The organism is Burkholderia sp. BCC1998, assembly GCF_905339875.1.
Classification (GTDB): Bacteria; Pseudomonadota; Gammaproteobacteria; order Burkholderiales; family Burkholderiaceae; genus Burkholderia.
The window spans coordinates 270,545-295,028 of the sequence record NZ_CAJPHE010000002.1 but is presented as its reverse complement, the minus strand read 5'-3'; the positions used below and the strand labels follow the sequence as shown (position 1 = coordinate 295,028).

The 24,484-nt window shown below is 66.4% G+C and carries 32 protein-coding genes; 6 read left to right on the top strand and 26 right to left on the bottom strand.

The features are described from left to right. Nucleotides 1–22: 22 nt before the first annotated feature. The gene (locus tag U5A56_RS04650) at nucleotides 23–1,093 is read right to left on the bottom strand and encodes a VOC family protein (RefSeq protein WP_321921077.1); all 1,071 of its coding nucleotides are present in this window, start codon (nucleotides 1,091–1,093) and stop codon (nucleotides 23–25) included. Between the two features lie 12 nt (nucleotides 1,094–1,105). Continuing rightward, nucleotides 1,106–1,414 carry a hypothetical protein gene (locus U5A56_RS04645; protein WP_044843129.1) on the bottom strand — a complete coding sequence of 103 codons (309 nt, stop codon included), beginning with the start codon at nucleotides 1,412–1,414 and terminating at the stop codon, nucleotides 1,106–1,108. Nucleotides 1,415–1,562: 148 nt separating this feature from the next. Here U5A56_RS04645 and U5A56_RS04640 point away from each other — a divergent pair, with 148 nt between their 5' ends. Further along, complete coding sequence (locus tag U5A56_RS04640) at nucleotides 1,563–2,312, top strand: TetR/AcrR family transcriptional regulator (protein ID WP_124484818.1); 750 nt, start codon at nucleotides 1,563–1,565, stop codon at nucleotides 2,310–2,312. A 146-nt stretch (nucleotides 2,313–2,458) separates the two neighbouring features. Here U5A56_RS04640 and U5A56_RS04635 read toward each other — a convergent pair whose 3' ends face one another. The 7 genes from U5A56_RS04635 to U5A56_RS04605 form a co-directional block, all read right to left on the bottom strand. Further along, nucleotides 2,459–2,953 (bottom strand): helix-turn-helix domain-containing protein, encoded by a 495-nt coding sequence (locus U5A56_RS04635; protein WP_321921076.1) that lies wholly within the window; start codon nucleotides 2,951–2,953, stop codon nucleotides 2,459–2,461. A gap of 81 nt (nucleotides 2,954–3,034) precedes the next feature. After that, on the bottom strand, nucleotides 3,035–3,736 hold the full coding sequence (locus U5A56_RS04630) for a PqiC family protein (protein WP_321921075.1): 702 nt from the start codon (nucleotides 3,734–3,736) through the stop codon (nucleotides 3,035–3,037). Continuing rightward, nucleotides 3,733–5,328 (bottom strand): intermembrane transport protein PqiB, encoded by a 1,596-nt coding sequence (locus U5A56_RS04625; protein ID WP_321921074.1) that lies wholly within the window; start codon nucleotides 5,326–5,328, stop codon nucleotides 3,733–3,735. Before U5A56_RS04625 ends, U5A56_RS04630 begins: the two co-directional genes overlap by 4 nt. Before the next feature lie 39 nt (nucleotides 5,329–5,367). Next, complete coding sequence (locus tag U5A56_RS04620) at nucleotides 5,368–6,702, bottom strand: paraquat-inducible protein A (protein ID WP_321921073.1); 1,335 nt, start codon at nucleotides 6,700–6,702, stop codon at nucleotides 5,368–5,370. 134 nt (nucleotides 6,703–6,836) lie between these two features. Then, nucleotides 6,837–8,303: an efflux transporter outer membrane subunit gene (locus tag U5A56_RS04615; RefSeq protein ID WP_321921072.1), complete on the bottom strand. Its 1,467-nt coding sequence runs from the start codon at nucleotides 8,301–8,303 to the stop codon at nucleotides 6,837–6,839. Further along, nucleotides 8,303–11,473 (bottom strand): efflux RND transporter permease subunit, encoded by a 3,171-nt coding sequence (locus U5A56_RS04610; RefSeq protein ID WP_321921071.1) that lies wholly within the window; start codon nucleotides 11,471–11,473, stop codon nucleotides 8,303–8,305. The genes U5A56_RS04615 and U5A56_RS04610 overlap by 1 nt, the downstream gene beginning before the upstream one ends. Beyond that, on the bottom strand, nucleotides 11,470–12,636 hold the full coding sequence (locus U5A56_RS04605; RefSeq protein ID WP_321921396.1) for an efflux RND transporter periplasmic adaptor subunit: 1,167 nt from the start codon (nucleotides 12,634–12,636) through the stop codon (nucleotides 11,470–11,472). The genes U5A56_RS04610 and U5A56_RS04605 overlap by 4 nt, the downstream gene beginning before the upstream one ends. A 342-nt stretch (nucleotides 12,637–12,978) precedes the next feature. Here U5A56_RS04605 and U5A56_RS04600 point away from each other — a divergent pair, with 342 nt between their 5' ends. The 5 genes from U5A56_RS04600 to U5A56_RS04580 all read left to right on the top strand — a co-directional run bounded on the left by U5A56_RS04600 (nucleotide 12,979) and on the right by U5A56_RS04580 (nucleotide 15,808). Continuing rightward, nucleotides 12,979–13,743 carry a TetR/AcrR family transcriptional regulator gene (locus tag U5A56_RS04600; RefSeq protein WP_415749089.1) on the top strand — a complete coding sequence of 255 codons (765 nt, stop codon included), beginning with the start codon at nucleotides 12,979–12,981 and terminating at the stop codon, nucleotides 13,741–13,743. 89 nt (nucleotides 13,744–13,832) lie between these two features. Continuing rightward, the gene (locus U5A56_RS04595) at nucleotides 13,833–14,129 is read left to right on the top strand and encodes a type II toxin-antitoxin system RelE/ParE family toxin (protein ID WP_257772617.1); all 297 of its coding nucleotides are present in this window, start codon (nucleotides 13,833–13,835) and stop codon (nucleotides 14,127–14,129) included. 2 nt (nucleotides 14,130–14,131) lie between these two features. Beyond that, a complete protein-coding gene (locus tag U5A56_RS04590; RefSeq protein WP_257772618.1) occupies nucleotides 14,132–14,488 on the top strand; it encodes an addiction module antidote protein in 357 nt (118 codons plus the stop codon). A 470-nt stretch (nucleotides 14,489–14,958) separates the two neighbouring features. After that, complete coding sequence (locus tag U5A56_RS04585; RefSeq protein ID WP_321921070.1) at nucleotides 14,959–15,321, top strand: helix-turn-helix domain-containing protein; 363 nt, start codon at nucleotides 14,959–14,961, stop codon at nucleotides 15,319–15,321. A gap of 73 nt (nucleotides 15,322–15,394) precedes the next feature. After that, nucleotides 15,395–15,808 carry a hypothetical protein gene (locus U5A56_RS04580; RefSeq protein ID WP_321921069.1) on the top strand — a complete coding sequence of 138 codons (414 nt, stop codon included), beginning with the start codon at nucleotides 15,395–15,397 and terminating at the stop codon, nucleotides 15,806–15,808. A gap of 128 nt (nucleotides 15,809–15,936) precedes the next feature. Here the strand turns inward: U5A56_RS04580 and U5A56_RS04575 are convergent, their stop codons facing one another. The 17 genes from U5A56_RS04575 to U5A56_RS04495 all read right to left on the bottom strand — a co-directional run bounded on the left by U5A56_RS04575 (nucleotide 15,937) and on the right by U5A56_RS04495 (nucleotide 24,478). Continuing rightward, nucleotides 15,937–16,074 (bottom strand): hypothetical protein, encoded by a 138-nt coding sequence (locus U5A56_RS04575; RefSeq protein ID WP_155623362.1) that lies wholly within the window; start codon nucleotides 16,072–16,074, stop codon nucleotides 15,937–15,939. A 10-nt stretch (nucleotides 16,075–16,084) separates the two neighbouring features. Continuing rightward, on the bottom strand, nucleotides 16,085–16,285 hold the full coding sequence (locus tag U5A56_RS04570) for a hypothetical protein (RefSeq protein WP_059728464.1): 201 nt from the start codon (nucleotides 16,283–16,285) through the stop codon (nucleotides 16,085–16,087). A gap of 16 nt (nucleotides 16,286–16,301) precedes the next feature. Then, a complete protein-coding gene (locus U5A56_RS04565) occupies nucleotides 16,302–16,712 on the bottom strand; it encodes a hypothetical protein (protein ID WP_321921068.1) in 411 nt (136 codons plus the stop codon). Continuing rightward, complete coding sequence (locus U5A56_RS04560) at nucleotides 16,709–17,059, bottom strand: hypothetical protein (protein WP_321921067.1); 351 nt, start codon at nucleotides 17,057–17,059, stop codon at nucleotides 16,709–16,711. The genes U5A56_RS04565 and U5A56_RS04560 overlap by 4 nt, the downstream gene beginning before the upstream one ends. Continuing rightward, entirely contained in the window at nucleotides 17,056–17,709 is a 654-nt protein-coding gene (locus U5A56_RS04555) for a glycoside hydrolase family 104 protein (RefSeq protein WP_321921066.1), read from the bottom strand. Before U5A56_RS04555 ends, U5A56_RS04560 begins: the two co-directional genes overlap by 4 nt. Continuing rightward, entirely contained in the window at nucleotides 17,709–19,220 is a 1,512-nt protein-coding gene (locus tag U5A56_RS04550; RefSeq protein WP_321921065.1) for a GDSL-type esterase/lipase family protein, read from the bottom strand. The genes U5A56_RS04555 and U5A56_RS04550 overlap by 1 nt, the downstream gene beginning before the upstream one ends. After that, on the bottom strand, nucleotides 19,217–19,945 hold the full coding sequence (locus tag U5A56_RS04545; protein WP_321921064.1) for a hypothetical protein: 729 nt from the start codon (nucleotides 19,943–19,945) through the stop codon (nucleotides 19,217–19,219). Before U5A56_RS04545 ends, U5A56_RS04550 begins: the two co-directional genes overlap by 4 nt. Further along, nucleotides 19,945–20,490 carry a hypothetical protein gene (locus tag U5A56_RS04540; protein WP_321921063.1) on the bottom strand — a complete coding sequence of 182 codons (546 nt, stop codon included), beginning with the start codon at nucleotides 20,488–20,490 and terminating at the stop codon, nucleotides 19,945–19,947. Before U5A56_RS04540 ends, U5A56_RS04545 begins: the two co-directional genes overlap by 1 nt. Then, the gene (locus U5A56_RS04535; RefSeq protein ID WP_321921062.1) at nucleotides 20,487–20,825 is read right to left on the bottom strand and encodes a hypothetical protein; all 339 of its coding nucleotides are present in this window, start codon (nucleotides 20,823–20,825) and stop codon (nucleotides 20,487–20,489) included. Before U5A56_RS04535 ends, U5A56_RS04540 begins: the two co-directional genes overlap by 4 nt. Nucleotides 20,826–20,860: 35 nt before the next feature. Then, nucleotides 20,861–21,127, bottom strand: coding sequence for a hypothetical protein (locus U5A56_RS04530; protein WP_321921061.1), 267 nt, complete (start codon nucleotides 21,125–21,127; stop codon nucleotides 20,861–20,863). Then, entirely contained in the window at nucleotides 21,127–21,573 is a 447-nt protein-coding gene (locus U5A56_RS04525) for a hypothetical protein (protein WP_321921060.1), read from the bottom strand. Before U5A56_RS04525 ends, U5A56_RS04530 begins: the two co-directional genes overlap by 1 nt. 16 nt (nucleotides 21,574–21,589) lie before the next feature. Next, nucleotides 21,590–22,444: a major capsid protein P2 gene (locus U5A56_RS04520; protein WP_321921059.1), complete on the bottom strand. Its 855-nt coding sequence runs from the start codon at nucleotides 22,442–22,444 to the stop codon at nucleotides 21,590–21,592. Nucleotides 22,445–22,489: 45 nt separating this feature from the next. Beyond that, nucleotides 22,490–22,621: a hypothetical protein gene (locus U5A56_RS04515; protein ID WP_321921058.1), complete on the bottom strand. Its 132-nt coding sequence runs from the start codon at nucleotides 22,619–22,621 to the stop codon at nucleotides 22,490–22,492. A 7-nt stretch (nucleotides 22,622–22,628) separates the two neighbouring features. Then, nucleotides 22,629–22,802, bottom strand: a complete 174-nt coding sequence (locus tag U5A56_RS04510; protein ID WP_321921057.1) for a hypothetical protein — start codon at nucleotides 22,800–22,802, stop codon at nucleotides 22,629–22,631. A gap of 127 nt (nucleotides 22,803–22,929) precedes the next feature. Continuing rightward, nucleotides 22,930–23,580 carry a hypothetical protein gene (locus U5A56_RS04505; protein WP_059728446.1) on the bottom strand — a complete coding sequence of 217 codons (651 nt, stop codon included), beginning with the start codon at nucleotides 23,578–23,580 and terminating at the stop codon, nucleotides 22,930–22,932. Beyond that, complete coding sequence (locus U5A56_RS04500; RefSeq protein WP_321921056.1) at nucleotides 23,577–24,146, bottom strand: hypothetical protein; 570 nt, start codon at nucleotides 24,144–24,146, stop codon at nucleotides 23,577–23,579. The genes U5A56_RS04505 and U5A56_RS04500 overlap by 4 nt, the downstream gene beginning before the upstream one ends. Before the next feature lie 2 nt (nucleotides 24,147–24,148). Next, a complete protein-coding gene (locus tag U5A56_RS04495) occupies nucleotides 24,149–24,478 on the bottom strand; it encodes a hypothetical protein (RefSeq protein WP_321921055.1) in 330 nt (109 codons plus the stop codon). Between the last annotated feature and the right edge of the window lie 6 nt (nucleotides 24,479–24,484).

Genomic DNA, 24,484 nt, shown 5'->3' with positions numbered 1-24,484 from the left:
GAGTCGAATGGGCGGTTGGGGATCAGGCGAACAGCTTCGCCAGGGTCAGCAGCTTGCTGACCGTCAGATCGGGACTGCGGCGCAGGTTGCGGAACAGCGCCGCAAGGCTCGATGGCGTGAGCCGGGGCTTCGTGAAGCTGCGCGGCATCGTCGGGCCCCACTGCGCCATCGCTTCGCGGCTGACCGCGTGCACGCCCGTCGGCTCGTCGGCCGTGAACAGGTCGCCGTCGCAATAGTGTTCGTGCTTGTCGCCCCACGGGTCCTGCCAATAGTCGAAGATCTGGCTGCCGAGAATGTGTCGGCCGATGCCCCACGCGTGTGCCCACCCGTTGTCGCGGAGCGTGCGCTGGCCCATGCCGACGGCATCGGCGTCGACCAGTTCGTACGCGCTGTGGCTATAAGTCGGCACGAACCCCTGGGCGAGCGCGAGCGTATGGTGGTCGGCCGGCCGGTCGCCGAGATCGAGCCGCATGAAGGCAACCGCGGGTGAGCCGTCCGGCAGCACCTGGACATCGCTGGGGATGAACCCGAAATGTCGCGTGTACCACGCGCAGGTTTCCTGGTAGTCGGCGAGTTCGAGCACGACGTGTCCGAGCCGAATGACTTCAGGCGCGCTCGCCGGCGGCCGCTGCGTTTCGTTGATCCGCAACGGCGTGTCGACCGAGTTGAATGAAAGCGCGGCACGGTGCGGCAACGTGTCGGCCCGGGTCTGGCCGGCAATCGCGTCGACCCGAAAACCCGACGGATCGGCGAGCCGCACCCGGAGGCCGCCGCCTGGCCAATCCGATGCCTCGATCTCCGACGCGCCAGGGATTTTGGCGAGCGCCTCGAGATCGGCACGACTGTTGACCTGCAATCCGAAGCCTACGAAGCGGGCCTTCGGCGCGTGGCGAACGACATAACAGAAGTGTGCGCTGCCGGTTCCGCGCAGCAGCAATTGCGTGTCATCCCGCAGCACCGTTCGGAGACCGAAGTCGTTGAGAAAGTGCTCTGCTTCGTCGAGATCGGGGCGATCGAAGATCAGATAGGCGAGCGCCGATGCCTTCGTTGTGGGGTGCGGGTGGCGAGCCGGTTGTGTGGTCGTCAGTTTCATGGCGGATGACAATCAGGCAGGTCGAATGACAATTGCGAAGGCGGGCGCCGTCGCATCGAGGGGCTTGCCGCGCAACGGCGGGCATGCAATCTCACCGTCGCAGGACATCACTGGCCGGACCACGAATGTCGCGAGGTCGCTCGTCGATTTCGCATGGGAGCGGCGCGCCTCGCCGCCGGCGCCGTGACTGGCCGAAAAATGGCCCGATGCGGCGCCGACCGGCGTGAATCCTGCGATCAATACGCCGAGCATCGAAGGCAGCCCGCACTTCGGCGACGCGTGCGAGCTGTTGTGAATGGACGCGCTGGCGCCCGTGTGCATGTGTGTCTCCACCGTATCTCCATTCGTCGTTCGATCGGTCTTGAGGCCGTGTTCTGCCGTCCTTGATGACATTAAAATCATAGATGATGACTTTGTCAATGTAGACGTTTGAATCTATACTTGGGCACGAACAAGGATCGAAAACGTCATGACGAATACACCGAGCCGCCGCACACCAAAGCGCTCCGCTCCGGAAGCATCCAGTCCCGCGGTCGCCGAAGAGCGCGAGCCGCGTGGCGCGCGCCGCAAGCGGGAGACCCGTGCCCGCCTGCTGGATGCCGCGCTCAGACTGATGGCCGAGAAGGGCATGGAAGGCGTCGCCATCAACGAAATCACCGAGGCCGCCGACGTCGGCTTCGGCTCGTTCTACAACCACTTCGAATCGAAGGAGGCGATCTACGCGACCCTCGTGGAATCGGTATTCGAGGAGTTCGCGGATTCGCTCGATCGCCTGGCCAGCGGCTTGTCCGACCCGGCGGAGATCATTTCCGTCTCGGTGCGACATACGCTGATGCGCGCGCGGCGCGAGCCGGTGTGGGGACACTTCCTGATACGCGAGGGCTTTTCGGCGCGCGTCCTGACGCTCGGCCTGGGTCAACGCCTGCTGCGGGACATGGAGCGCGGTATCGCCGAGAAACGCTTCGTGGTCGCCGACCCATTCGTCGGCTTCCTTTCGGTTGGCGGTACGGTGCTGACCGCGATTGCCGCCGAACTCAACTTCGTCGCTCCGGGCGCACCGGCTGCCGGTGTCCTGAAGGAACTCGGATTCAACGGAGAGCATTTTCCGGAACGCACGGCGGCGACGCTGCTGCATACGCTGGGGCTCAAGCGTGCGGAAGCCGAGAAGATCGCAAGCCGGCCGCTGCCCGTTGTGGATGCGGCCGAGACGGCGCAGTGACGTAATGGGGTGACGCAGGCGGCGGCCAAGCCACCCCGTGCGCTCGTGCGGTACCCGGCCGCTAACTCGGGCGCCGGGCCCGGCGTGCACCGTTCAGCCCGCGCACGCATCGCGGTGTCCTGGGTCAGCTCTTCGTGCCATGCGTACTACGCACCGGCACGCATCAGCGCAACGCCGAGCACTGCCGCCCATTCGGCCGACGATGGCATGCGCTCCGACGCGTCTGCCGTATCGCTCGCCGCAGCCGGCGGCGCCGGCTCGGCGTGCAGCCGGTCGACGATCTGCCGGATCCCGGCATCGCGCAGCGCGTACAGGTGCACCTCGACCCACAGCGGGAAACATTCCCAGCCGGCGGCGATGTCTGCGGAGCCGGCGGTGCGGGAGCCTTCGCGCTCATGCGCTGCCGGCCGCATTTTCATCAGTAATTTCGGGCGGTCGCGGCGCAGGATCTCGATCAACAGCTCGCGCTTGTGCCCGAAGTTCGCATAGAACGCGCCGCGCGTATAGCCAGCGCGTTCGACGATGTGCTCGACGGTCGTATCGGCGAAGCCGTTCGCGATGAAGCATTCGCGAGCGGCGGCGATGAGCCGTTCGCGGGTGTCGAGCCGGCGCTGCATACGGGTGAGGCGGGCGGGTTTCATCCTGAGCTGTCCGTGCAGTGGAAAGGGCTGAAGCGGCGCGATATCGCGCCGCGGGAAATGTCGCGTCGTCACGGCGCCGATTCAATCGTCGAGCGCGTCCGGCGCGCCGCGATCGACAGCGGGGCGTGCGATCGGGCGCCCGAGTGCGCCCGCGCGGCAATCGGCCGGCGGCGCGGCATGCGCGGCCGCCGCGCGAATGCCCGCGGCGATCCCGAGCGCGAGCGCATCGAGCGCGCGATGCTGCGCGTCGACGAGTGCTTCGTAGCCCGTCGACGCACCGGACCGGACGATGCTGCGGCACGTCAGTGCCGGCTGTCCGGACCCGGAACTCACACTCCACGTCGCATCGAGCAGCACGTGCGATGCCGGCCAGGATTCGATTCGCTGGACGTCCACCGCGACCCGGTAGACGGGCGCGCCGTCCGGGTGGGCGACGCGATGAACATCGATCGTGCCGAGCCGGGACGCGACGCGCGTCGACAGTCCGCCGCGCATCTCGTCGCCGAGCGGCGCGGCCCAGCGCTCCTGCTCCAGGATGTCGGCCCGATCGGGGCTGCGTTGCACGACGAGCCGGTTGCCGTCCGCAGGCGCCGCGACGTGCACGGCCTGGATGTCGATCAGCCAGGCGGGATGCGTGGCAGTGGCCTCGGCACCCGCATCGTCCGCCACCGCGAGGGTATGGAAATGCACCGGCGGCGACGCGCACGCGCTCAGCACCGCGAGTGCGACGCACGTCGCGATGCGCGCCGGCATACGGAGACGACCGAACGAACGCGCTTTCATTGGCGGTCTCCCTTCTTGCCGAACAGCAGCGATTCGGGATGACGTTCCAGATAGTCCGCAAGCGCATTCAACGACTGCAGCGTTTGCGTGAGCGACTGCATCGCCTCATGAACGTCCGACTGCATCGGCGAATTCTGCCCCAACGTCGACTCTGCCGCGCTGAACGTGCGTTGCGCGGCGGCCAGCGTGTCGCGCGCCTGCGGCACGACCTGCTCATCGAGGTGACCGAACAACTGGTTCGCATGCGCGAGCGCGCCGTTCAGATTGTTGCCGATCCGGTCGAACGGCACCTGATCGAGCTTGCGCGCGATGTCGGCGATCTGCACCTGCAGTTCGTCGAGCGTGTTGGGCACGGTCGGCAGTTCCACCGGCGTGCGGCGCGCGTCGACGCTCGCGTGCGGCGCCTTCGGGAACATGTCGAGCGCCACATAGAGCTGACCGGTCAGCAGGCTGCCGGTACGCAACTGCCCGCGCAGCCCCTGGAGCACCAGGTGCTGGAGCAGTTCGTGGCCGCCGGCCGTATCGGGCGCGGGCAGCGCCGTATCGCTGTGTCGGCTCAGTCGTGACGGATACAGCGCCATCGCGACCTTCATGCTGAAGTTGCGCGTGTGTTCGTTGTACTCGATCCCGATGTTCGTGACCTGACCGAGCACGATGCCCCGCAGATCGACCGGCGCGCCGACCGACAGCCCGCGCAGCGACTGGTCGAAGCGCATGACGACCATCAGCGGCGTGCCGTCGGGGTCGCGCATCGCGTCGGCTTCGTCGGGTGCGAGCAGGAACGGCGTGTTGTCGGCTGCCTGCGGCGCGTCCGCTTGTCCGGGCGGCGACTGAAACGCGAGACCGCCGACGATCACGGTCGCCAGCGACTGCGTGTTGAGTTTCAGGCCGCTCGAATCGAGCCGAAGATCCACGCCGCTCGCGTGCCACCAGCGCGTATTGACGCTGACGTACTTGTCGTAGGGCGCCTTCACGAACGCCTGTACGTCGACGCCAGTACCGTCCTTGTCGAGCGAGAATCCCACGACCTGACCGACTTGCAGATGCCGGTAGAACACCGGCGAACCGATGTCGACCGAGCCCAGCGAGTCGCCGTGCAGCAGAAAGCGTCGGCCCTGCTGGTCCGCGGTGACCGCAGGCGGCGTCTCGAGACCGGTGAAATCGGTCTGCTTCTGCGACGAGTGGCCGAGATCCGCGCCGATGAATGCGCCGGAGAGCAGCGTGCCGAGGCCGGAAATGCCGGTGGCACCGACGCGCGGTCGAACGACCCAGAAGCGCGTGTCGCGGTTCGCGAAGCGCGCGGCATCGTGCGTCAGCTGAATGCCGACGACCACGCGCTTGAAATCAGGGGTGAGCGTAATGGTCTGGACGGAGCCGATATCGACGTCCTTGTAGCGGACCTTGGTCTTGCCGGCTTCGAGGCCCTCGGCGTTGGCGAACGTGACCGTGATCGTCGGACCGTTGGCGGTGACCGTCCGGATCACGAGCGACAGCCCGATCAGCGCGCACACGAGCGGCACGATCCAGACGAGAGACGGGATCCAGCGGCTGCGCGGCCGGATCTCGGGTGGAGAAAAGTCGAAAGAGGACATCGTTTTGGGATTCGAAATAAAGCGGGCGCTTGCGCCGGTTCAAGGTTGATGATGGGCGGCGGCGGGGCGGGGCGCACCGTCCCAGATGAGCCGCGGGTCGAACTGCATCGACGCGCACATGGTCAGCACGACCACGGCGCCGAATGCGAGCGCGCCGGGGCCGGGCGTGATGTCGGCGAACGAGCCGAAATGCACGAGCGCGATCGTGAGCGCGACGACGAATACGTCGAGCATCGACCAGCGGCCCACGCGCTCGACCAGCCGATGCAGCCGGGCTCGTTCGAGCGGCCGCCATTGCACGCCGCGATGGGCGGCGATCGCCTGGAATGCGAGGGCCGCAAGCTTGAGCATCGGCACGAGCACACTCGCGATGAACACGATGACGGCGAGCGCCCAGTCGCCGGACGTCCAGAAGTACGCGACACCGCCGAGGATCGTGTCGTCCTCGGCCCGGCCGAGCGAGGTCGCGTGCATGACGGGCAACAGGTTCGCCGGGATATAGAGCAACGCAGCGGCAGCGACGAGCGCGCCCGTGCGCGCGATGCTGTGCGGACGGCGCGCGTGCAGCGGCGATCCGCAGCGCGTGCAGCGCTCGCCGCATGTGTGTGCCGGCTGCACGCGCGCGCAGAGGTGACAGGCGATCCATCCCGCGGCGCGGGCCGTCATGCCCGCCGATCCGCTGCTTTCCGCGGCCCGGGGCGCAGCATGTCGCGTCGTGTCGGGGCGGGGCGGTTTCGTACGGTCGGCATCGCCTGGCCGCAGTGCGACGAGTTCGTCGTGCGCTTCCCACAGTCGGGCCGGTTCGATCGTCGACAGCACGCAGAGCATCACGGTAAGCCCGGCGAACGCGAATAGCGCGGGCCCGGCAAGCACGTGTGCGAGGCTCGTCAGTTTGACGATCGTGATGAGCACGCCGAGCATCAGCACCTCGACCATGCTCCACGGCCGCAATCGGTGAATGCCGCGCAGCACTTGCGCGAAGTGGCGCGGTACGCGGCCCGCGCGCAACGGCACGAGCAGGTACATCCATGCGGCCAGCTCCAGTATCGGAAACAGCATCGTCGTGCAGAACACGAGCGCGGCCACCAGCGGCTGACCGTTCGACCATAGCGCGCGAACCGCGTCACCGAGCGTCGCATGCGACGCGATGCCGGCCGCATCGAGCGCGACGATCGGAAAGGCCTGCGCGACGCAACACGTCACCAGCGCGGCGACCGTCAATGCGCACAGCCGGTCGAGCGAGCGGCGGCCGTGCGCCGCACCGCTCACGCGAGCATGGCATCTCGGGCAGTGCGCCGTCAGCGCGCGCAGGCGCGGCGGACGCTGAATCAGCAGGTCGCATTCGTGGCAGGCGACCAGGTTGTCGGATTTCATCGGGAATCAACCATGCGGGTAATGAAGGCGCGGCGCCGCGCGATGCACGGTACGCCGGGCATCGGGCTTCGAGATTGCGGACCGGCGCGGCCCGAAGGCGCGCGGCCAGTCCATCGAATCGACGCAAGCAGCGGCTATTGCCGGGCCGCGACCGTCGTGCCGGTGGCGGGCGGCAGTTCGCCCATTGCCTGCAGCAGCGCCGCGGTATCGGTCATCCGGCGGCTCGCGGCACGCACCGCATCGAGTTCCGCGTTCAGATAGAGCTGTTCGCTCGACCGTTGCGCGGACATCGGAACGGCACCCAATGTGCGGCGTTGCGCCGTTTCATGGAAAGCCTCGCCTGCCGCGCGCGCCGCGAGTTCGTTCGCGGCCAGCCCTTGCGCGTCGTTGTCCAGCGCGGCGAGCGAATCGGCGACATCGCCGAATGCGGACAGCACCGCCGCCTTGTACTGCAGCACCGCGGCGTCGTACGCATCGCGCGACGCCCGCCGGTGAGCCAGCAGCGCACCGCCGTGGAAGATCGGCTGCGACAGCCCGGCGCCGACGGCCCACAGCCCGCCCGCGCCCGACAACAGCGCTGGCCAGCTGAAGCCGCCGCGCCCCATCGTCGCGGTGAGCGACAGGCTCGGGAACAACTGGGCGGTCGCCTCGCCGACGTCCGCCGATGCCGCTTTCACGGTTGCCGCGGCCGCGCGGATGTCCGGTCGTGCCTTCAGCAGGTCGGACGGCACGACCACGGGCACGTGTTCCGGCAGCGACAGTCCGGTGAAGGAGGGGACCGGCGGTGGCGCGTCGGGCGTGCGGCCCAGCAGGATCGCCAGCGCGTGAACCGCGCTCGCACGCTGCTGGCGCAGCGGCGGCAGCGTCGCGGCGAGCGACGCCGCGCTCTGCGTCGACGCCAGCGCCTGCACGTGGGACACCGCGCCGAGCGCGTAACGTTGCTGGTCTTCGAGCGCGGATGCCTCGGCAACGGCGACCAGGCGCTCCGTCAGCAGGATCTGGCGGTCGAGCGTCGCGGCGCGGATGGCGGTGCCGACGATGTTGGCCGCCAGCGCACGCCTTGCCGCTTCGAGTTCGCAACCGCGCACGTCGACGCGCGCGGCGCTCGCCTCGTTCGCGTATCGCGTGGCGCCGAACAGGTCGAAGGTGTAATGCGCCTGCAGTTGCCCGACGAAGACGTTGTAGCGCAGGCTTTGCGCGCCCGCGCCGGAGATGTCGGGCGTGCGCGTGCGGGCCACCTGCGCGTTCGCGTCGATCGACGGCAGCGTCGACGCGCCGATCTGCGCGCGCAGTTCCTCCTGCGCGGCGGCGAGCGTCTTTTCCGCCGCGGCCAGCGTCGGGTTCGCGCGCAGGCCTTCGTCGACCAGCGCGTCGAGCGCGCTGGACCGGTACAGGCGCCACCATTGCGGGACGGGCGCGGCGCCGACGTCGAACTGCTGCGCGACGCCTGCCGCTTCGGCGGTGCGCGGCGCCTGAGGCGTCGCGCCGTAGTGCGCCAGCGACGGCATCGCGGGCGGCGTGCTGCTCGGGGCCATTGCACAGCCGCTCAGGCAGAGCGCCGCGCTCGCGGCGAGCACCGATGTGGTAAGGGGAAATTTCATCAGCATGTCTCCGAGGACGCGACGTCCATCGCGCGCGACTCGCGTTCGTCGCTGCGCACCTTGAAGCAGGTCGCGTAGAGGGCCGGCAGGAAGAAGATGGTCAGCACCGTCGCGATCGTGATGCCGCCCATCAGCGCGGTGGCCATCGGGCCGAAGAAGCCGGAACGCAACAGCGGAATCAGCGCGAGCACGGCGGCCGCGGCGGTCAGCATGATCGGCCGGAAGCGGCGCACGGTCGCGCCCACGATCGCGGTGAAGCGTGGCTGCCCGGCCGCGATGTCCTGGTCGATCTGGTCGACCAGGATCACCGAGTTGCGCATGATGATCCCGAACATCGCGATCACGCCGAGCAGCGCGACGAAGCCGAACGGCTTGCCGAACAGCAGCAGCGCCGCGACCACGCCGATCAGGCCGAGCGGGGCCGTCAGCACGACGATGAAGGTGCGCGAGAAGCGCTTGAGCTGGATCATCAGCAGCGTCAGCACCGCGATGATCATGAGCGGCATCTGCGCGTTGATCGACGTCTGGCCCTTCATGCTCTCCTCGGCTGCACCGCCGACCTCGATCCGGTAACCGGTCGGCAGCGTGGCGCGCAGCGCCGCCAGGGTGCCGTCGATGGCGCGCGTCACGCCGATGCTCGGCGCTTCGCCACGAACGTCGGCCTGCACCGTGACGGTCGGCTGGCGGTCGCGTTCCCAGATCACGCCGTATTCGAGCGTGTCGCGCACGTGGCCGATCGTGCCGAGCGGCACCGGGCCGTGCGGCGTCGGGATCGCCAGGCCGGCGAGCTGCGACGGGTCGATCCGTTCGCGCTTCGGCGCGCGCAGGTCGACGTCGATCAGCTTGTCGCGTTCGCGATACTGCGTGACCGTATAGCCGGACAGCGTCATCGCGAGGAAACTCGACACGTCTTCCGACGTCACGCCGAGCTGGCGTGCCTTCAGTTGATCGATTTCGAACGACACCGATCGCTCCGCCGGCTCGTCCCAGTCGAACTGCACGTTGCGCGTGCGGGCATCGGCGCGCATCTTGTCCGCCACTTTTTCGGCAATGCCGCGAACGGTCGCGATGTCGTCGCCGCTCACGCGGAACTTGATCGGAAAGCCGACGGGCGGCCCGTTCTCGAGGCGCGCGACGCGCGTGCGCACGGTCGGGAAGCGGCTTGCCAGCGTCGACTCGAGCCAATGCGACAGGCGGTCGCGCGATTCGACGTCCTTGGCCGTGATCACGAACTGCGCGAAGTTCGGCTGCTGGAGCTGCTGGTCGAGCGGCAGGTAGAAGCGCGGCGCACCGGTGCCGACGAAATCGACCACGTGATCGATTTCGGGCCGACCGTCGAGCACCTTCTCGAGCCGCGTGGCCTCACGCAGTGTCGCGTCGAACGAAGCGCCTTCCGGCAGGCGCAGGTCGACCAGCAGCTCGGGGCGCTCAGAGTTCGGGAAAAATTGCTGTGGCACGCGCGTGAATGCCGCCATCGCGATCGCGAACAGCACGGCCGTTACGCCCAGCACCACCCAGCGGCGCTCGATGCACGCCGAGATCCATCCGGACAGCCGCCGGTAAAAGCCCGTTTCATAAACGTCCTGCCCATGTGCATGAGCGTCGTGATGCTGCTGCTCGGGCAGCATGTGGTAGCCCAGCAGCGGCACCAGCACGACGGCCGCGAACCACGACACGATCAGCGAGATCGCGGACACCTCGAAGATCGACCGCGTGTATTCGCCGGTGCTCGATTTCGCGAGCGCGATCGGCAGGAAGCCGGATACCGTGACGAGCGTGCCGGTCAGCATCGGGAACGCCGTGCTCGTATAGGCGAAGGCCGCCGCGCGCGCGCGGCTCCAACCCTGCTCGAGCTTCACCGCCATCATTTCGACGGCGATGATCGCATCGTCCACCAGCAGCCCCAGCGCGAGCACGAGCGTGCCTAGCGACACCTTGTCGAGGCCGATGCCGAACACGTGCATGCACAGTGCCGTCACGGCGAGCACGATCGGAATCGTGATGACGACGACCATGCCGGTGCGCAGGCCCAGCGACACGAGGCTGACGACGAGCACGATCGCGACGGCTTCGCCGACCGCTTCGACGAAATCGTCCACCGAGTGCTTGACGGCATGCGGCATGCTCGACACCGCGGCCAGCTTCAGTCCGGCCGGCAAGCCGGCCCGGAGCTCGCCTGCCTTCGCGTCGAGCGCCTTGCCGAGGTCGATCACGTCACCGCCTTTTTGCATCGTGACGCCAATGCCGAGCACCGCGTGACCGTTCGTACGCATCTGCGTGACGGGCGGATCGTCGTAGCCGCGCGTGACCTTCGCGACGTCGCCGAGCCGGAACGTCCGGCCGTTCACCGTGATCAGCATGTCGGCGAGCGCCTGCGTGTCCTTGAACGCACCGCTCGGCCGCACGAACACGCGGTCGTCCGATGTCGTGATCGTGCCGACCGGTGCGACGGCGTTTTGCGCGTCGATGGCCTGCGCGAGCTGCTGCGGCGTGATCGCGAGCCGCGTCAGTTGCGCGTTCGAGATCTCGACGAATACGTGCTGGGCGGGGTCGCCAAAGTAGTCGACCTTCGCGACACCCGGCACGCGCAACAGCACGGTGCGCAGCTTGTCCGCGTAATCGTGCAGTTGCGCGGGCGAGTAGCCGTCGCCTTCGAGCGCATAGATGTTGGTATAGACGTCGCCGAATTCGTCGTTGAAGAACGGGCCGACAGTGCCCTTCGGCAGCGTCGCCCGGATATCGCCGACCTTCTTGCGCACCTGATACCAGGTTTCCGGCACCTGGTCGACCGGCGCCGAATCCTTCATCGCAAAGAAGATCATCGACTCGCCGGGGCGCGAATAGCTCTTGATGTTGTCGACGTAAGGCGCGGCCTGGAGCTGGCGGCCGATCCGGTCCGTGACCTGTTCCTGCACTTCGCGCGCCGTGGCGCCCGGCCAATAGGTCTGGATCACCATGGTGCGGAACGTGAACGGCGGATCCTCCGATTGCGCGAGGCGCGTATAGCCGATCATGCCGAAGATCGTCGCGAGGCCGATCAGGAAGATCACCAGTTGCTGATGCTTCAGCGCCCATGCCGACAGATTGAAACCGCCGTCGTCGCGCGACGCGGCACCGCTTTGTGCGCCGAGCGCACCGTCCGTCGAGGACCGGTGTTCTGGAGCGTTCATGATGCGAAGTCCTCCGCATGCAGCGGCGGCACGACGCGCACGTGCTGGCCGGTACTCACCGTATGGACGCCTTGCATCACGACGCGCTCGTTTTCCGCGAGGCCGGACGTGACCGTGACCGTACGCTCGTCGTAGCGTCCGACCGTCACCGGGCGCAGTTCCAGCGTGTCGCTGCCTTTGCGAATGACCCAGACCGCCGGCGCTTCGCCGCGATGGAAGAGTGCGGTGGCCGGCAGCGTGATCGCGTGGTCCGCGGTGGTGTCGGCGGCGCCGTCGAACGAGATGCTGGCGGTCATCCCGGAGCGGACGTCCGGCCCCGGCGCGACCAGCGTCAGCTTCACGCGCCAGGTGCGGCTTTGCGGATCAGCGGCCGCCGCGACTTCGCGCACGCGTGCGTCGAGCACCTTGCCCGGCAGTGCCGTCAGGCTGACGTGCGCGGTGCGGCCGACCGCGAGATCGCGCAGGTCGCGCTCCGCGACGTCGCAGACGATGTCGAGGTCGCCGCTCCAGTCCAGATGAAACACCGCCTGACCGGGCTCGACGTTCTGCCCGGTATCGGCATCCTCCGACGTGATGACGCCGTCGTGATCCGCGACCAGCGTCGCGTAGCGCAGGTGATCGCCTGCGAGCGCCATTTGCGCGAGCGCGGAATCGCGTTGCGCGACCGCCGATGCATACGCGTCCTGCGTTGTCTCGAGCTGCGCGGGCGCGATCAGGTTGGCCTGAGCCTGCGCGCGGTCGCGATCCAGTTGCTGCTTCGCATAGGCGACGCGATGCTCGGCGGCATCGAGCTGCGCGCGCGCGTTCAGCAACGTGTTGTGCAGATCGGCCGGATCGAGCATCGCGAGGGTCTGGCCGGCCTTGACGGTGTCGCCGATTCGCACGCGCCGCTCGACGATCTTGCCGCCGACCCGGAACGACAGCGGCGTCGAATATCGCGCCTGAACCTGCGCGGGCAGCACGCGCTGCACTGCGCCAGTGTCCGCATGAACCGGCAGCGCGACCACTGGTTGCAGTTCGGGCGCCGGGGCCTCGTGCGAGTGGCAAGCCGCGAGAAGAATCGCACAGCAGGCGAATGCGATCGGGGCGCGCCGAAGCGGTGGCGCGATGCGTGTCAGAAGCGGGCGCGTTGGGGTCCGCGCGTCAAGTCCGGGTGATTTCACGATGTTTCCAAGACAAGTGAGGGTCAAACTAAAAATGGTTCGGCGACCACGGCGGGTCACCCCGGTTTATGCAGGCGCGCGAGGGCGTCTCCGCCGACGGTGCGCATGACGATCAATCAGTACTCCGACGTTCGAGGTGCAGATCGTTCCGATTGCCGACATGACACGGCTTGCGCACGACGATGGCCGCCGAGTGTGCCGACGGGGCCGCCTGCGCGTCACCGACGCTCGCTGACGTGGGTCCGGAACAGTGTCCGGACAGGAACCGGTTCTGCTGTTTTCGAGATTAGACTCATAACTGATAATGGTGTCAAGTATGAGTGAGTCATCTAGAATTGCGTCATGCAGAAAATTCTTATGGAAAGGGAAGGTGCGCTCGTGGACGACAAACCGGTCCGGCCGCGTCGCCCGAATGCGTCAGTGGCCGAAGCGGAACAGCGTCAACCGCGCGGTGCCCGGCGCAAGGAGGCGACACGTATGCGCTTGCTGCGGGCGGCGTTCGGCCTGATGGCGGAAAAGGGCAGGGACAACGTCGCGATCAGCGAGATCACCGAGGCGGCGGATGTGGGGTTCGGCTCGTTTTACTACCACTTCGAATCGAAGGACGGCATCTTCGCCGCGCTGACCGAGTGGGTGTTCGACGATTTCGCGGACGGGCTCGAGCGCCTTGCGAGCGGTTTGTCGGATCCGGCCGAGGTCGTGTCGGTTTGCGTGCGTCACACGCTGATGCGCGCGCGCCGCGAGCGGCTCTGGGGGCGGTTCCTGATGCGGGAGGGCTTTTCCGCGCGTGCGCTCGACCACGGGCTGGGCCGGCACTTGCGGCGGGACAGCGAGCGCGGAATCGCGGCACGCCGCTTCGTCGTCGGCGATCCGTTCATGAGCGTGCTCGCGATGACGGGGACGATCCTGGCGGCGATCGCGGCGGAGTGCTACGCGGCCGACACGGCTGAGGGCGAAGCGAGGAAGCCGGCGGGAGACGAAGGCCGGCTCCCCGAGCGGGCTGCGGCGATGGTATTGCAGACGCTCGGCCTGACGCGCGCCGAAGCAAAGGACGTGGCGAACCGACCATTGCCGCCCGGCGACTTCTCCGCTGCGGAGAGTAGTTGACGGTTGGTGGGTGCCGACGCGGGGGCCGGCCGATCCAGTTGGGCGACGAGGCAGTGGCTATGGTGTCCCCTATGGGTTACAATTCATTCATGTTCAAAGTCCTTACCACCCCCCAATTTGATAGCTGGCTCGATGGGCTTCGCGATCCGGTCGGCAGCGCGGCAATCAGTCTGCGCATCGAGCGGGCGAAGCTCGGCAACCTTGGCCAGTGGCGCGCAGTCGGTGGTGGTGTCAACGAAATGAAGATCGACGTAGGGCCGGGATACCGGGCCTACTTCGTGCGGCGCGGAAAAATCATCATCGTGGTGTTGTGCGGCGGGGACAAGTCGACGCAAAAAAAGGACATCAAGACGGCGAAGCAAATCGCCGGTGAACTGGAGGATTGAAGATGAAAATCAGCGAACTGGCCGAATTCGACGGCTCGAAGTACCTGAAGGACGAGGAAACGATTCGTCACTACCTGGCGCAAGCGTTCGAAGATGGCGATCCGCGCCTGATCCAGGCCGCGCTCGGGAACGTCGCGAAAGCGCGCGGCATGACCGCGCTGGCGCGCGAGTCCGGCGTAAAGCGAGAAGCACTCTATCGTGCGCTGTCGGAAGGTGGGAACGCGGAGTTTGCAACGATCATGAAGGTTGTCGGCGCGTTGGGATTGCACCTGACCGTTGCGCCGGCGCAGCCGGCGGCGGAAGCGACGCCGGAGCCAGCTCCGACACGAACGCGCGCCCGCACTGCGGCGCATGCGTAGCGTCACCGGGGCCGACTGCGAATGTCGCGCCGGTCCACCGCGGTCTATCAGCCGGCTGGGCCGGCGGAATGGCGTATGGATCGAAGCTCACGACTTCTTCGACGAGCCAGTCGTTCAATCACCGCGCGAGGGCGGCGGCGAATGGGCCGTCGTGCTTCGCGCGCGAATCGCGTCGACGACGTTCCTGCCACGCACGTAGTGCACGAGGTTGCGCTGGCTCGAAAGGTAATGCGACGCGTGCACGCCGAGCCAAGCGAGCATTTCGTCGGGCGTCAGTTTTTGCCGATTCGGGGCATCGGTTTGGTCAGTCCTCGTAGTTGACATAACGTGAATTATCAACGTTGAATCGCGGAACTGAATCTGACCCCCGAAAAGATTGATCTGACCATCTGATTAAAGTCGCCGAAAGGTCGACGCCGCAACATACAAAGCCCGGATCCTCCGGGCTTTTTTTTCGGACAAAAACAACGATGCGATACCCAAACCTACGATACGGGAACCCGGCCGAGCTTCGGCATTACGCCGCCGGCCGGACCATCAAGCAACTGGCGCGCGAGCTGCGTCGATCGGAACGCACGGTGCACGACTGGCTGGCCGGCCGCGAGCGCGTTCCATTCTGGGTGCCTGAGCTGCTGCGCCTGCGCCGGTTCGAGCACTGGAACCGCGTGCGCGAAATGACCTGGGCGATACACGACGAGAAAATTTCGGCGCGCGCCTGCGCGCAACGTGCCGCTGCCGCGCCTTGCGCCGCGAATGACCCAATCATCCAATACCCGGCGCTCGTGCAGCTCGAGTTGATACCGCCACCGCCGGCCGAGCGCTGGATCGCCTGAAGGCAGAATTCCCAACCGAGAGCTTTTTCCGTTGTGTTCGGTAATAATTGCGCCCGGACAAAAGGAGACCACCTTGAAAATCACCGTTGCAACCATGCTCGCTGTCGCGTGCCTTTCCGCCCACGCCGAGGACATTTCCCCGGCGATCCGTTCGTGCAGCTCGTACGCCACCCCCGGGGAGTTTGTTTCGCTGACGGCCGCAGCGAAGGCGAAACCGCACATGACAGACGGGGTTGCCTACTTCAAGCCTCGTGCCGGAGTCACGTTCAACAGCGATCCGGTTGTTGCCGTATACGCGTACGGACATGACGTTCCGTATCCGGCGGGTGTGAAGCACCCTGGCGCTGATACCTATGGCTACGGTGTCGTCGTCGAGGGCACCATAGCTTTCGGCAAGATGCAGGTAACGGGAAGCCCCGCTCACGTGACCACATCTCCGGTGTCCGTGCCAGGACATGAATTCGTCGAGATTGGATGCAACGACTAACAGCAAAAAGCCCCGGTTTCCCCGGGGCTTTTTCACTTCCAGCTGAGATTTTCACTTCCGGCGACGGAAGCGGCCTTTGCTGTCGCGCGGCGGCGTACGGCGATGGTGCTTCGACATAGATCCTCCGATCAGTCTGCGATTCCGAGTTTGGCTTCGATCCGCGTGAGGCGTTTCTCCACCCCCAAGATGTAGCGGAAGCAGCCCACCGGCACGACCAGGATCTGCACGATGCTCACGCCGATGGTCAGCCATTGAGCTGCATCCATAGGCCCTCCGTTACTGGCCGGCCGGCGGCGTCGACGCGCTTTCCGGCGCGAAGACAGCGAACAGGCCCACGAGTGCCTGCAGGATCGCGGCGATCGCGCCGACCTTGGTCGGGTTCGCGCCGAGCTGGATCGCGGCCGTCGACGCCGCGGTTGCGATCACGCCGATGCCGGCGTGCGTGCTCGGTTCGCCGAGCCGATCGAGAAAGGACATGGTTTTTCTCCTGGTGTCACAACGAAAGGAAGTTGCCGAAATCGGTCGGCGCCGCACCGTTGCCTGGTGAAACCTCACTGGTCCCGCCGCCCCACCCTGCACTGCTGCCGGTGTCAAAGGTCGGGTCCGGCGACGTGCCGGCGGGCGTGAACCAGTTTTTCACGCTGGACCATTGCTCTCCGAGCCATTCGCGCGTCGCCTGGCCCGACGCGTAACCGGCCGCGGCCGGGTTGAAGTCGCCCGTCGCCGGATCGGTCAGGGCGGATGCGCCCGGAATCTGCAGCACGGCATCCGTCAGCGTGCCGTCGACGTTGCTGATCGCCTGGCCGGCCGACGCGACGATCGAGCCGCGCTTCGCGTAGGCCATGCCGATCAGGATCACGCCCGCGCCGATCGCGAGCCCTGCAGCGTTCGCCTTGAGACTCATGGCAGCGTGAACCCGTACGAATTGATGCCGCGCTCGTTCGCGGCCTGCAGCGCCGCGCCCAGGTCCTGCGACATGGCGGCACTCAGGGCATCCGGATTCCACGACATGGAGGCATACGGGTTGTCGACGGCGAGCGGAGACGGTCCGTTCGTCGAGCCGCCGAAGTTCAGCAGCGTCGACAGCGCGCCCGGGAAGCCGCTGCCGGTCTGCCCTGAAACGACGGCCGGCGTCGACGACGACGGCGCGGCCGCGTTCGTTGCACCCTGCCCCTTGAAGTAGCGATACAGCGCGAAGCCGAGCACGGCGACGCCGAGCCCGAGCGCGAGATTGTTGGCCGTGTCTTTCATGCGAGCGCACCCCCTGCCGCCTGATACCAAGCCTGCAGCTGCGAGGGGCTGCGGTTGTGCCCCTGTGCATTCGGCAGGCTCTCGAAGATGACGCCGGTCGCGTTGATCTGCGCGTATGCACCGCTCAGATCGCCGGCTTCGATATACGGCAGCGCGCCCAGGTCCGAGAGGTATTGCACCGCGCCGGCATCCTGGCTGGCCGGCGTGAAGTCGTACAGCCCCGCTTCGGCCGCGACCCTGTTCCAGGTGCCGATGATGAACTGGTACGCGCCGGCCGCCGTGCTGACCTTCCCGGGGCGCCACGGAATCGGCACGCCGATATTCGGATGCCGGCTGTAGTCGCTGAACGTGCGTCCGCCATTGATGACGTTGTAGCGGTTGTTCGACTCGGCCATGCGCAGCATGTACAGGAACGCGGACAGGTTCGCGTCGTAGCCGTTGTAGTTCGGGTTGTCAGCCGTGCCAAGCATCGTATTCACCGTTCCGTTTAAGTCGCTCCATGCGCCTGATGCGCTATCGAGCAGGTCAGAAAATCCAAGGTCCGTCGAGCTGCTCGAATCGCTCGGCGCGACATTCGCGCTGCTCGATTGCGAATAGAGCAGCGCGGCCGCGCCGGCTACGAGAACGAGGAAAGGCGCGGCGCTCGGCATCACGCCGACTCCAAAGCGTTGATGATGTTGCTCGCGACCATCGAATGTCCGAGCAGGTTTTCGTGCAGGCCGTCAGCCAGCACCGAACCCAAGTCCACGCCCGCGAAGATCGTGTAGTTGTCGATCACGTCGAGCGCGTTGTCGCTACCGAGCTGGTCGATCACGTTGCGCACGGCCTGCATGTCGAACGAATACGTTGACGGGCTTTCGTTTGCCGCCGGACTCGCGTTCATCAGGATCACGCCCGCCGTCGGCGTGATGCGCCCGAGCAGCGTGGTCATGTTCCGCTTGAAATTGTTGGTCCCGTTCGGCTGGTTGTGCGATGGCGCGTTGTTGCCTCGATCGTTCGTGCCGAGCTGGACGAACACATAGTTCAGGTCCGACGTGATGATCGACGGCCCGAATCCCCCGAACATGTACGTGTTGTAGTTGTACGCGGTCGTACCGATGATCCCTTGGTTCACGATCGTGCATGCCTTCAGGATCTCGATCGCTTCGAGATACAGGTACGCGACGCCGCCCGTGCCGGCCGCCGGGTACCGTGCCGCGATCTTGACCGTCTTGTTGCGCACGTAGCCGAACGTATGCGTGCGGCGCTGCTGATTCGCGAGCGCGCCCGTGTAGGTCTGGAACGTGCCCTGACTCACACCGTCCACGAACAGCTCGTAGTCCGCGCTCGACGCGGCCGTGATCGAGCTGAACACGAGGTTGAAGGTGGTGCCGGTGAATTGGAACGTCAATTCCGCCGTGGCGCCCGTCTGCGTGATGCCGATCTGATTCTGATAGCCGAGCAGCGAGCCGGCCGACGAGTTGTCGGTATTGCTCGCGGTGCCGGTCAGTGCCGTGCTGAACGGCGACAGGTTCGGGTACAGGTCGATCGTGCGCTGATAGGTCGCGGTCGACTGTCCGGCCGACGAATACGACCAGTTCGAGAGCGTCGGCGCGACACCGTCGAAATAGCGCGCGCCGATGAAGCGCTTGAACTGGTTCGCCCACGATTCGGACGCGAAATTGTCGCGCGGATCCGCGAGCGTGCCGTTGCGCGGCGTGCTCGTCGCGTTCTCCGGCAGCGCGAGCCCCCACGTTTTCGAGTCGCCCCACAGGCCGATAGTGGTCTGCTGTTCGAGCGGATTGCAAAGCGACTTGTGCAGCGCGCGCAGCTGTCCGCCGTAGGCGTGGAACTTCGCCTTGTTGCCTGCGAATGACTTCCACGTCATCGCCTGCTGCGTGACGCCGCCTACCTTGAACACGCCGTTGAAGTACGCATTCTTGACCGGCACGGCCGTGACGACGTACGTCTTGCCGAGCAGGTCCACCACGCGGCCGACGTTCTCCGCTTCGAATGCCGTGAAAGCCGCCGTGTCATCGGTCGCGCCGTCGCCCTTCGCGCCCTTGTCACCCGGCGTCGGCCGCTCGCGACCCTTGTCTTGTTCCGTGCGTGCCACGTTGTTCGCGCCTGCGGGCGTGAACGCGACCGCACTCGCGACCAACTGTCGAATCATCCCGCTCATGCCATCACCTGAACATTGATGGAGGTTCCGACGTCGCTCGTGCCGTACCACGCGGCCGGAGCGCCATCGTTATCGAGCCACACGTCGCCCGGATTCAAGGAAATGACCGCGTTGGTCGGCGTGACGCCGACACCACCGATGTATGCGATACCCGCACCAGCATTTTTGAACGCCACACGCCGGCGGCCGGCCGATGCGGCGAGCAGCGGTACCTGGTTCGGCGTTCCGGACGTGAACGCGGGCGCCGCGATCGGCGCGTTGTCCGTGATGGTGCCGGCCTGCGTGATGCCGACGTTGGTCGCGGTCAGCGTTGCGCCCGTCACGGCCACCGAGCCGTCAACGGTCACATGAAACGGCGTGCCCGAATTGCTGACCTGGAACGGTTGCCCCGGCTCGCTGACGATCGACACCGGTACCGGGTTCGCGTTCGTGTTGGCGACCGTCACCCCGAGCTGCGCCATCTGCACGTCGAAATCACCGTCGCCAACGATGAACGTCACGTTGGTGTCGACCGGCGCGGTGAACTCGACGACTGTGAAGCCGCCTGGAGGCTTTGCCTTGAACGACGCGCCCACCGGCCCGACTTCGGCGACCACTGCATTTCCGGTCCGGAATCGAATGCCCAGATTCGTGCCGTTGTCGGCCGCCATGACGAGCAGCACCGACCCGGCGATCGAGAACGGCGTGCGCATCCCTGCCTTGAGCAGCTGCGAAATGGTCTGCATTACGCGGCCTCCCGCAGCACGGGCGCGAGCACGACCAGGCCGACGACGACGAGCGCGCCGATCACAATCACGCGCTGGTTGCCGGTCTTCGCGTCCTGGTATGCAGCCGTGATAGCCGACGTCGCGCTTTGCTGCGCATCAGCTGCTTGCTGGCCCGCATTCTGGTAGGCGTTCGCGACGGCGGCCGTCGCCTTGCTGAAGGCGGCCTGCGCGCCCTGCACGCTGTCGAGCGCACCGTTGATCGCGAGCTCGGCCGTGTGCGCGCTCGCGCTCACCGACGACGTGCCGATCGCCGTCACGTCCGACAGCGCATCATGCGCGAGGCCGAACGACGCGGTGATCGAGCCCTGGTCGGTCGGCGTCACATTGATGTTGACCGAGCCGCCGCTCGAGGCGGTCGCGCCGACACCACCACCGCCGACATCGAGCCGTTGGTCGACGTTCTGGTTGTCGGTCTTCGTTTGGCTGTCCGAGCTGCCGCCGTTGCACGGCGTCGCCGGCAGGCCGAGGCGGACGAGGTGGAGCTGGTGAGGGCGAAGAATCATTTCAGGTCCTTTCGCATCAGCACGACGTCTCCCTTGCGCCAGGCAGGGTAGAAGCCGTTGTCGATGGCTTTTTTCATGAGGCCGCGCCGGCGCGTGCGGAAGGCAATCGACCGGAAGCCGTCCGCCTGGCGTTCGACGAGCGCGAGCCCGAACTCGGTCAGATCGAAACCAGCACGACCGGCGGCCGCCTGGATGAACAGCTCGTCGCCGTTGACCTTCAACGACCAGGCGAGCACGGGCAAGCCGTCCTGCTCGAGCACGAAGCAATCACCGCGCGCGGCGCACGCGGCCGCGCCCTCTTCCGTGGTCATCCAGCGGTCGACGGGCGCGAACATACGCGCGATCTCATCGCGCGTCGCCGGCCGCATGCTCACGCTTTGCGGTGCTTCAGCACGTACCATGCGACCGCCCCGAGCAAGAGGTAAGGAAGGTATTGCTGCAGGATGCCGCTGCCGACCGCCGCGGTGCCAGCCAGCGCGGTATCGAGCGAGCCGCCGCCGTTCGAGACGACGAACGAGCCGTCGTTGAACGAGCTGTTCGTCGTCGCGTATGCGCCGGACGGGCCGCCGCCGAGGCCGAGCGACAGATTCGGCATGCCGGCCCACGACGGCGCGCCGGAAGTGATCGGGGAAGTCATCAGCCCTCCCCGCGATCAAGCACCAGCACGACCAGGCCGATCAGCAGCAACATGCCGAGGCCGTTGCCGTGCGTCAGGCTCGGCCCCTGCCCGACCGGGTACGTCACGCCGTTCGGCGCGCGGTAGTACGGCGTGCTGCCTTGCGCGGTCAGCCCGTGCGAGATCGCGTCGCCGGCCACGGCCGCGCCCAGCAGCGTCTGGAAGCCCGACAGCCACAGCGCGCCGTTCGAGCCGCTCGAATCGGTGCTGCCGTTCGTCTGCAGCTGGCCTAGCGTCGACGGCAGGCTCGTGTTGTTCGACGTGTCCTGGCTCGTCGCGTACGTGTAGTTCGAATTCGTCGCATCGGGTCCGTAGATCCCGTACAGCGTCGACGCATCCGCCCCACTCGGATCGTACGAGCCGGAACCGACGTCGGTCCCGTCGAGGGAGAAGTCATAGAGCGACATGCCGCCTCCCGTCCGGTTAGCGGTTGATCGGATCGACGATCTTCGCGTAGCCCGTCAGGAACACCGGCCCGGTCTGCGTGATGAGACGGATGAACACGTTCTTCGACAGGGTCGTGTTGAGCCACTTCTCGCGCATGCCCTGCAGGTCGAAGTCGACAACGAACAGGCCGGCCTGCGGCACCTTCTGGTAGTCGGTCTGGTCGTCCTGGTACACCTGCGGGGTGCCCTCGGAAATGATCACCTGGTTGTTGCGGATCTGCAGCGACTGGATCGAGCCCGCGCCGGCCTGACCGAAGTTCGACTGGTGCAGGTAGATCTTCGTGATCACCGAGCCGGCCTGCTGCACCGGCAGCGGGATATCGTTCTGGCCGACCGTCATCAGCGCGTAGGTCGCCGACTGTTCCTTGAACACCCAGGGGTTCCGCGACGGGTCGCTTTCCTGCGCCCAGGCCGTCATGCCGATGCCGCCCGGGGCGCTCGCATTGATCTTGATTTCCATCGTGCACTGCTGCAGGCCGGACGTGGCCAGGCACGTGAACAGCTCTTCCTGCACCTGGGTCGACTGGATCACGACGCCCGCGCTGTTCTTCGTCGCCGAGCTTTTCGCGCCGCGCCGCGTGAAGTCGATCAGCGCAACGTTGGTCGGGTTCGGCTTGCCCTCGTACAGGTTCTGTGCGAGCAGGTCCGAGCCGGCCACGGCCCACACGGGCTTGCCGTTTTGCTTGATCGTGATCAGGTCGATCATCGAGATCAGCAGGCCGCCGGTGAAGTACAGCTTCAGGCGCTCGTACGTCGGGCCGCACGGGATCGACAGCAGTGCGGTCTGCCCCGGGTTGACGTTCTGCAGGTTGACGAGTTGTTCTTTGCGCATCGCGCGCTCCTATGTTCGTGAAGGTGGACCGGTGCCGCGAGGCGCTTACGCTGCGTTGGCACCGCCCGGGAGGTACGGGCCGATCACGGGAATCGGGAACACCGACTTCTGGATGAAGGCGCAAAGGGCGAAGGTGCCGAGAACGACGATGGCAGTCTTGACGTGCTGGTTTTTCATGTGGACCTCAGGGCGTGGGAAAGTCAGATTGCGACGTGGACCAGATCGTGTTTCCGTCGACCAGCTTCTTCGCGGCCGGCCACTTGGAGATGATCCAAGCCGCGACCAGGACGCCGACCGTCGTCGCGATGACTTCCTGGGCGAGCCGGTGTTTCGAGGGCAGGTAGGCAGAGAGGGACACGTAGCGCTCTATGGGGTGAAAGAGCCCCCATCGTGCGGGCGGGCGCCGCAAATGACAAAAGCCGGGAATCCCTTGTCAGATCAGGGATTCCCGACTTTCTGGTGCTGCAAAAAATGTTGTCTCGACGCTACTCGTACGACACAACGCCCGTCGTGACCTCCCCTTTCTCCGCGTCGCGATGGATGTAGTGGAACTTCTGCAGGCCGAGGATTTCGGCCTTATCGACGAACAGCACGTCGGCCATCACCTTCGCGTCGGCCACGTTCGACACCGCGTAGCAGTGAATCTCGGTGCAGTTTCCGAGGAAGTCTTTGTCGACCTGGGCGGGCCGCTGCGAGACACCGATCAGCGTCATCTCGCGCGAGTGCGCGCCGGCCGTCGTCATGCTCTTCCAGGCGGTCGGGGCCTTGTGCGGCTTCGTGACCAGCATCAGCTCTTCGACGATGACGGTCCACCGCTTGAACCCGGGATTCTCCAGGATTCTGCAGAACCGATCGAACTGCGCTTCGCGCTCCGCGTCGTCCTGGGACGGCACGAACACCAGGCGCGTCTTGCCGGCCGCGAGCGCCTTCACCAGCTCCTGGATCGTGTAGACGCGTTCGCCGCCGATCTCGCCCGCGTAGTCGTCCGGGCGGGAGATTTCGAGCGGCGACCAGACCAGGATCGGGCCGCGCACCTTCGGGAGGAAGTAGCGCTTGATCCACACGCCCTTGCCCGAGCGCGAGCGGCCGATCACGCCGATGATGCCGCCGTGCCGCGTGCCGGTGCGCCGCGTCATGCCGCCTCCAAGGTATCAGCCATCAGCGCGCCCGGGTCGACGCCGAAGGCTGGCTCGGCGGCCGGCGCGGCCGGTGCCGGTTCTGCAGCTGCAGCCGGCATCGGTTCGACGTTCTGCCCGGGCTTCGCCGGTGCCGGCGCGACGGCGTGCACGACGTGATGCTTGCCGGCGCTGCCGGCCGCCGCGGCTTCCAGCTGCGCGCGCATACGCCGGTTGCGCAGCGCGAAACCGAGGCTCCAGGCGAGCGGCACGGCGGCAACCACCAGCTTCAGCAGCGGATGCTTGATCGCGTTCGCGACGCCGCCCCAGCCGTAATACGCATCGCATTCGGCCAGCGCGTCCGCAATCTCGCGCGTGACGTCGTCGGTCCAGTCGTCCGCGCACTCCGGCAGCATCTTCAGCACGACGCCGCGCGCCTTGTTCAGCCCGAAGAAATACTGGTCCGACAGCGACGCGGCTTCCTTCGCCTCTTCGGCCTGCAGCTGCTGCTGCTGTTCTCCGGCCAGCGCCTCGCGCTCGGCCGCCTCTTCCTGCCCGATCTGGTCGAGCGCATTAACGTCCATCATGGTCAGAGCCCTGCGAAGGGAGTGCCGTCGAGCAGCGAGCGCCGCTTCGGTTTCTCCGGGGTTTTCTTGGGATCGACGGCCGGTGCCGGGCCGCCGGGAGGCGTGGTTTCCCCGGGATTCCCGGGGTTGTCGTCGTACGGGTCGGCCAGCAGCGTGACTTCCTCGCGCACGAAGCGCTGTGAGTGCGCAACGCCGTCGAACTCGAAGCGGCAGGTGCACCGATCGCACTTGCCGTAGGCGCGTCCGCCCCTGTTCAGCTTGACCCTTACGACCTCCGAGCAGCCCTTCGTTTTGCAGGGCGTGGTGCCGATGTACTTGCCAGGGGTGGACATGGGTGC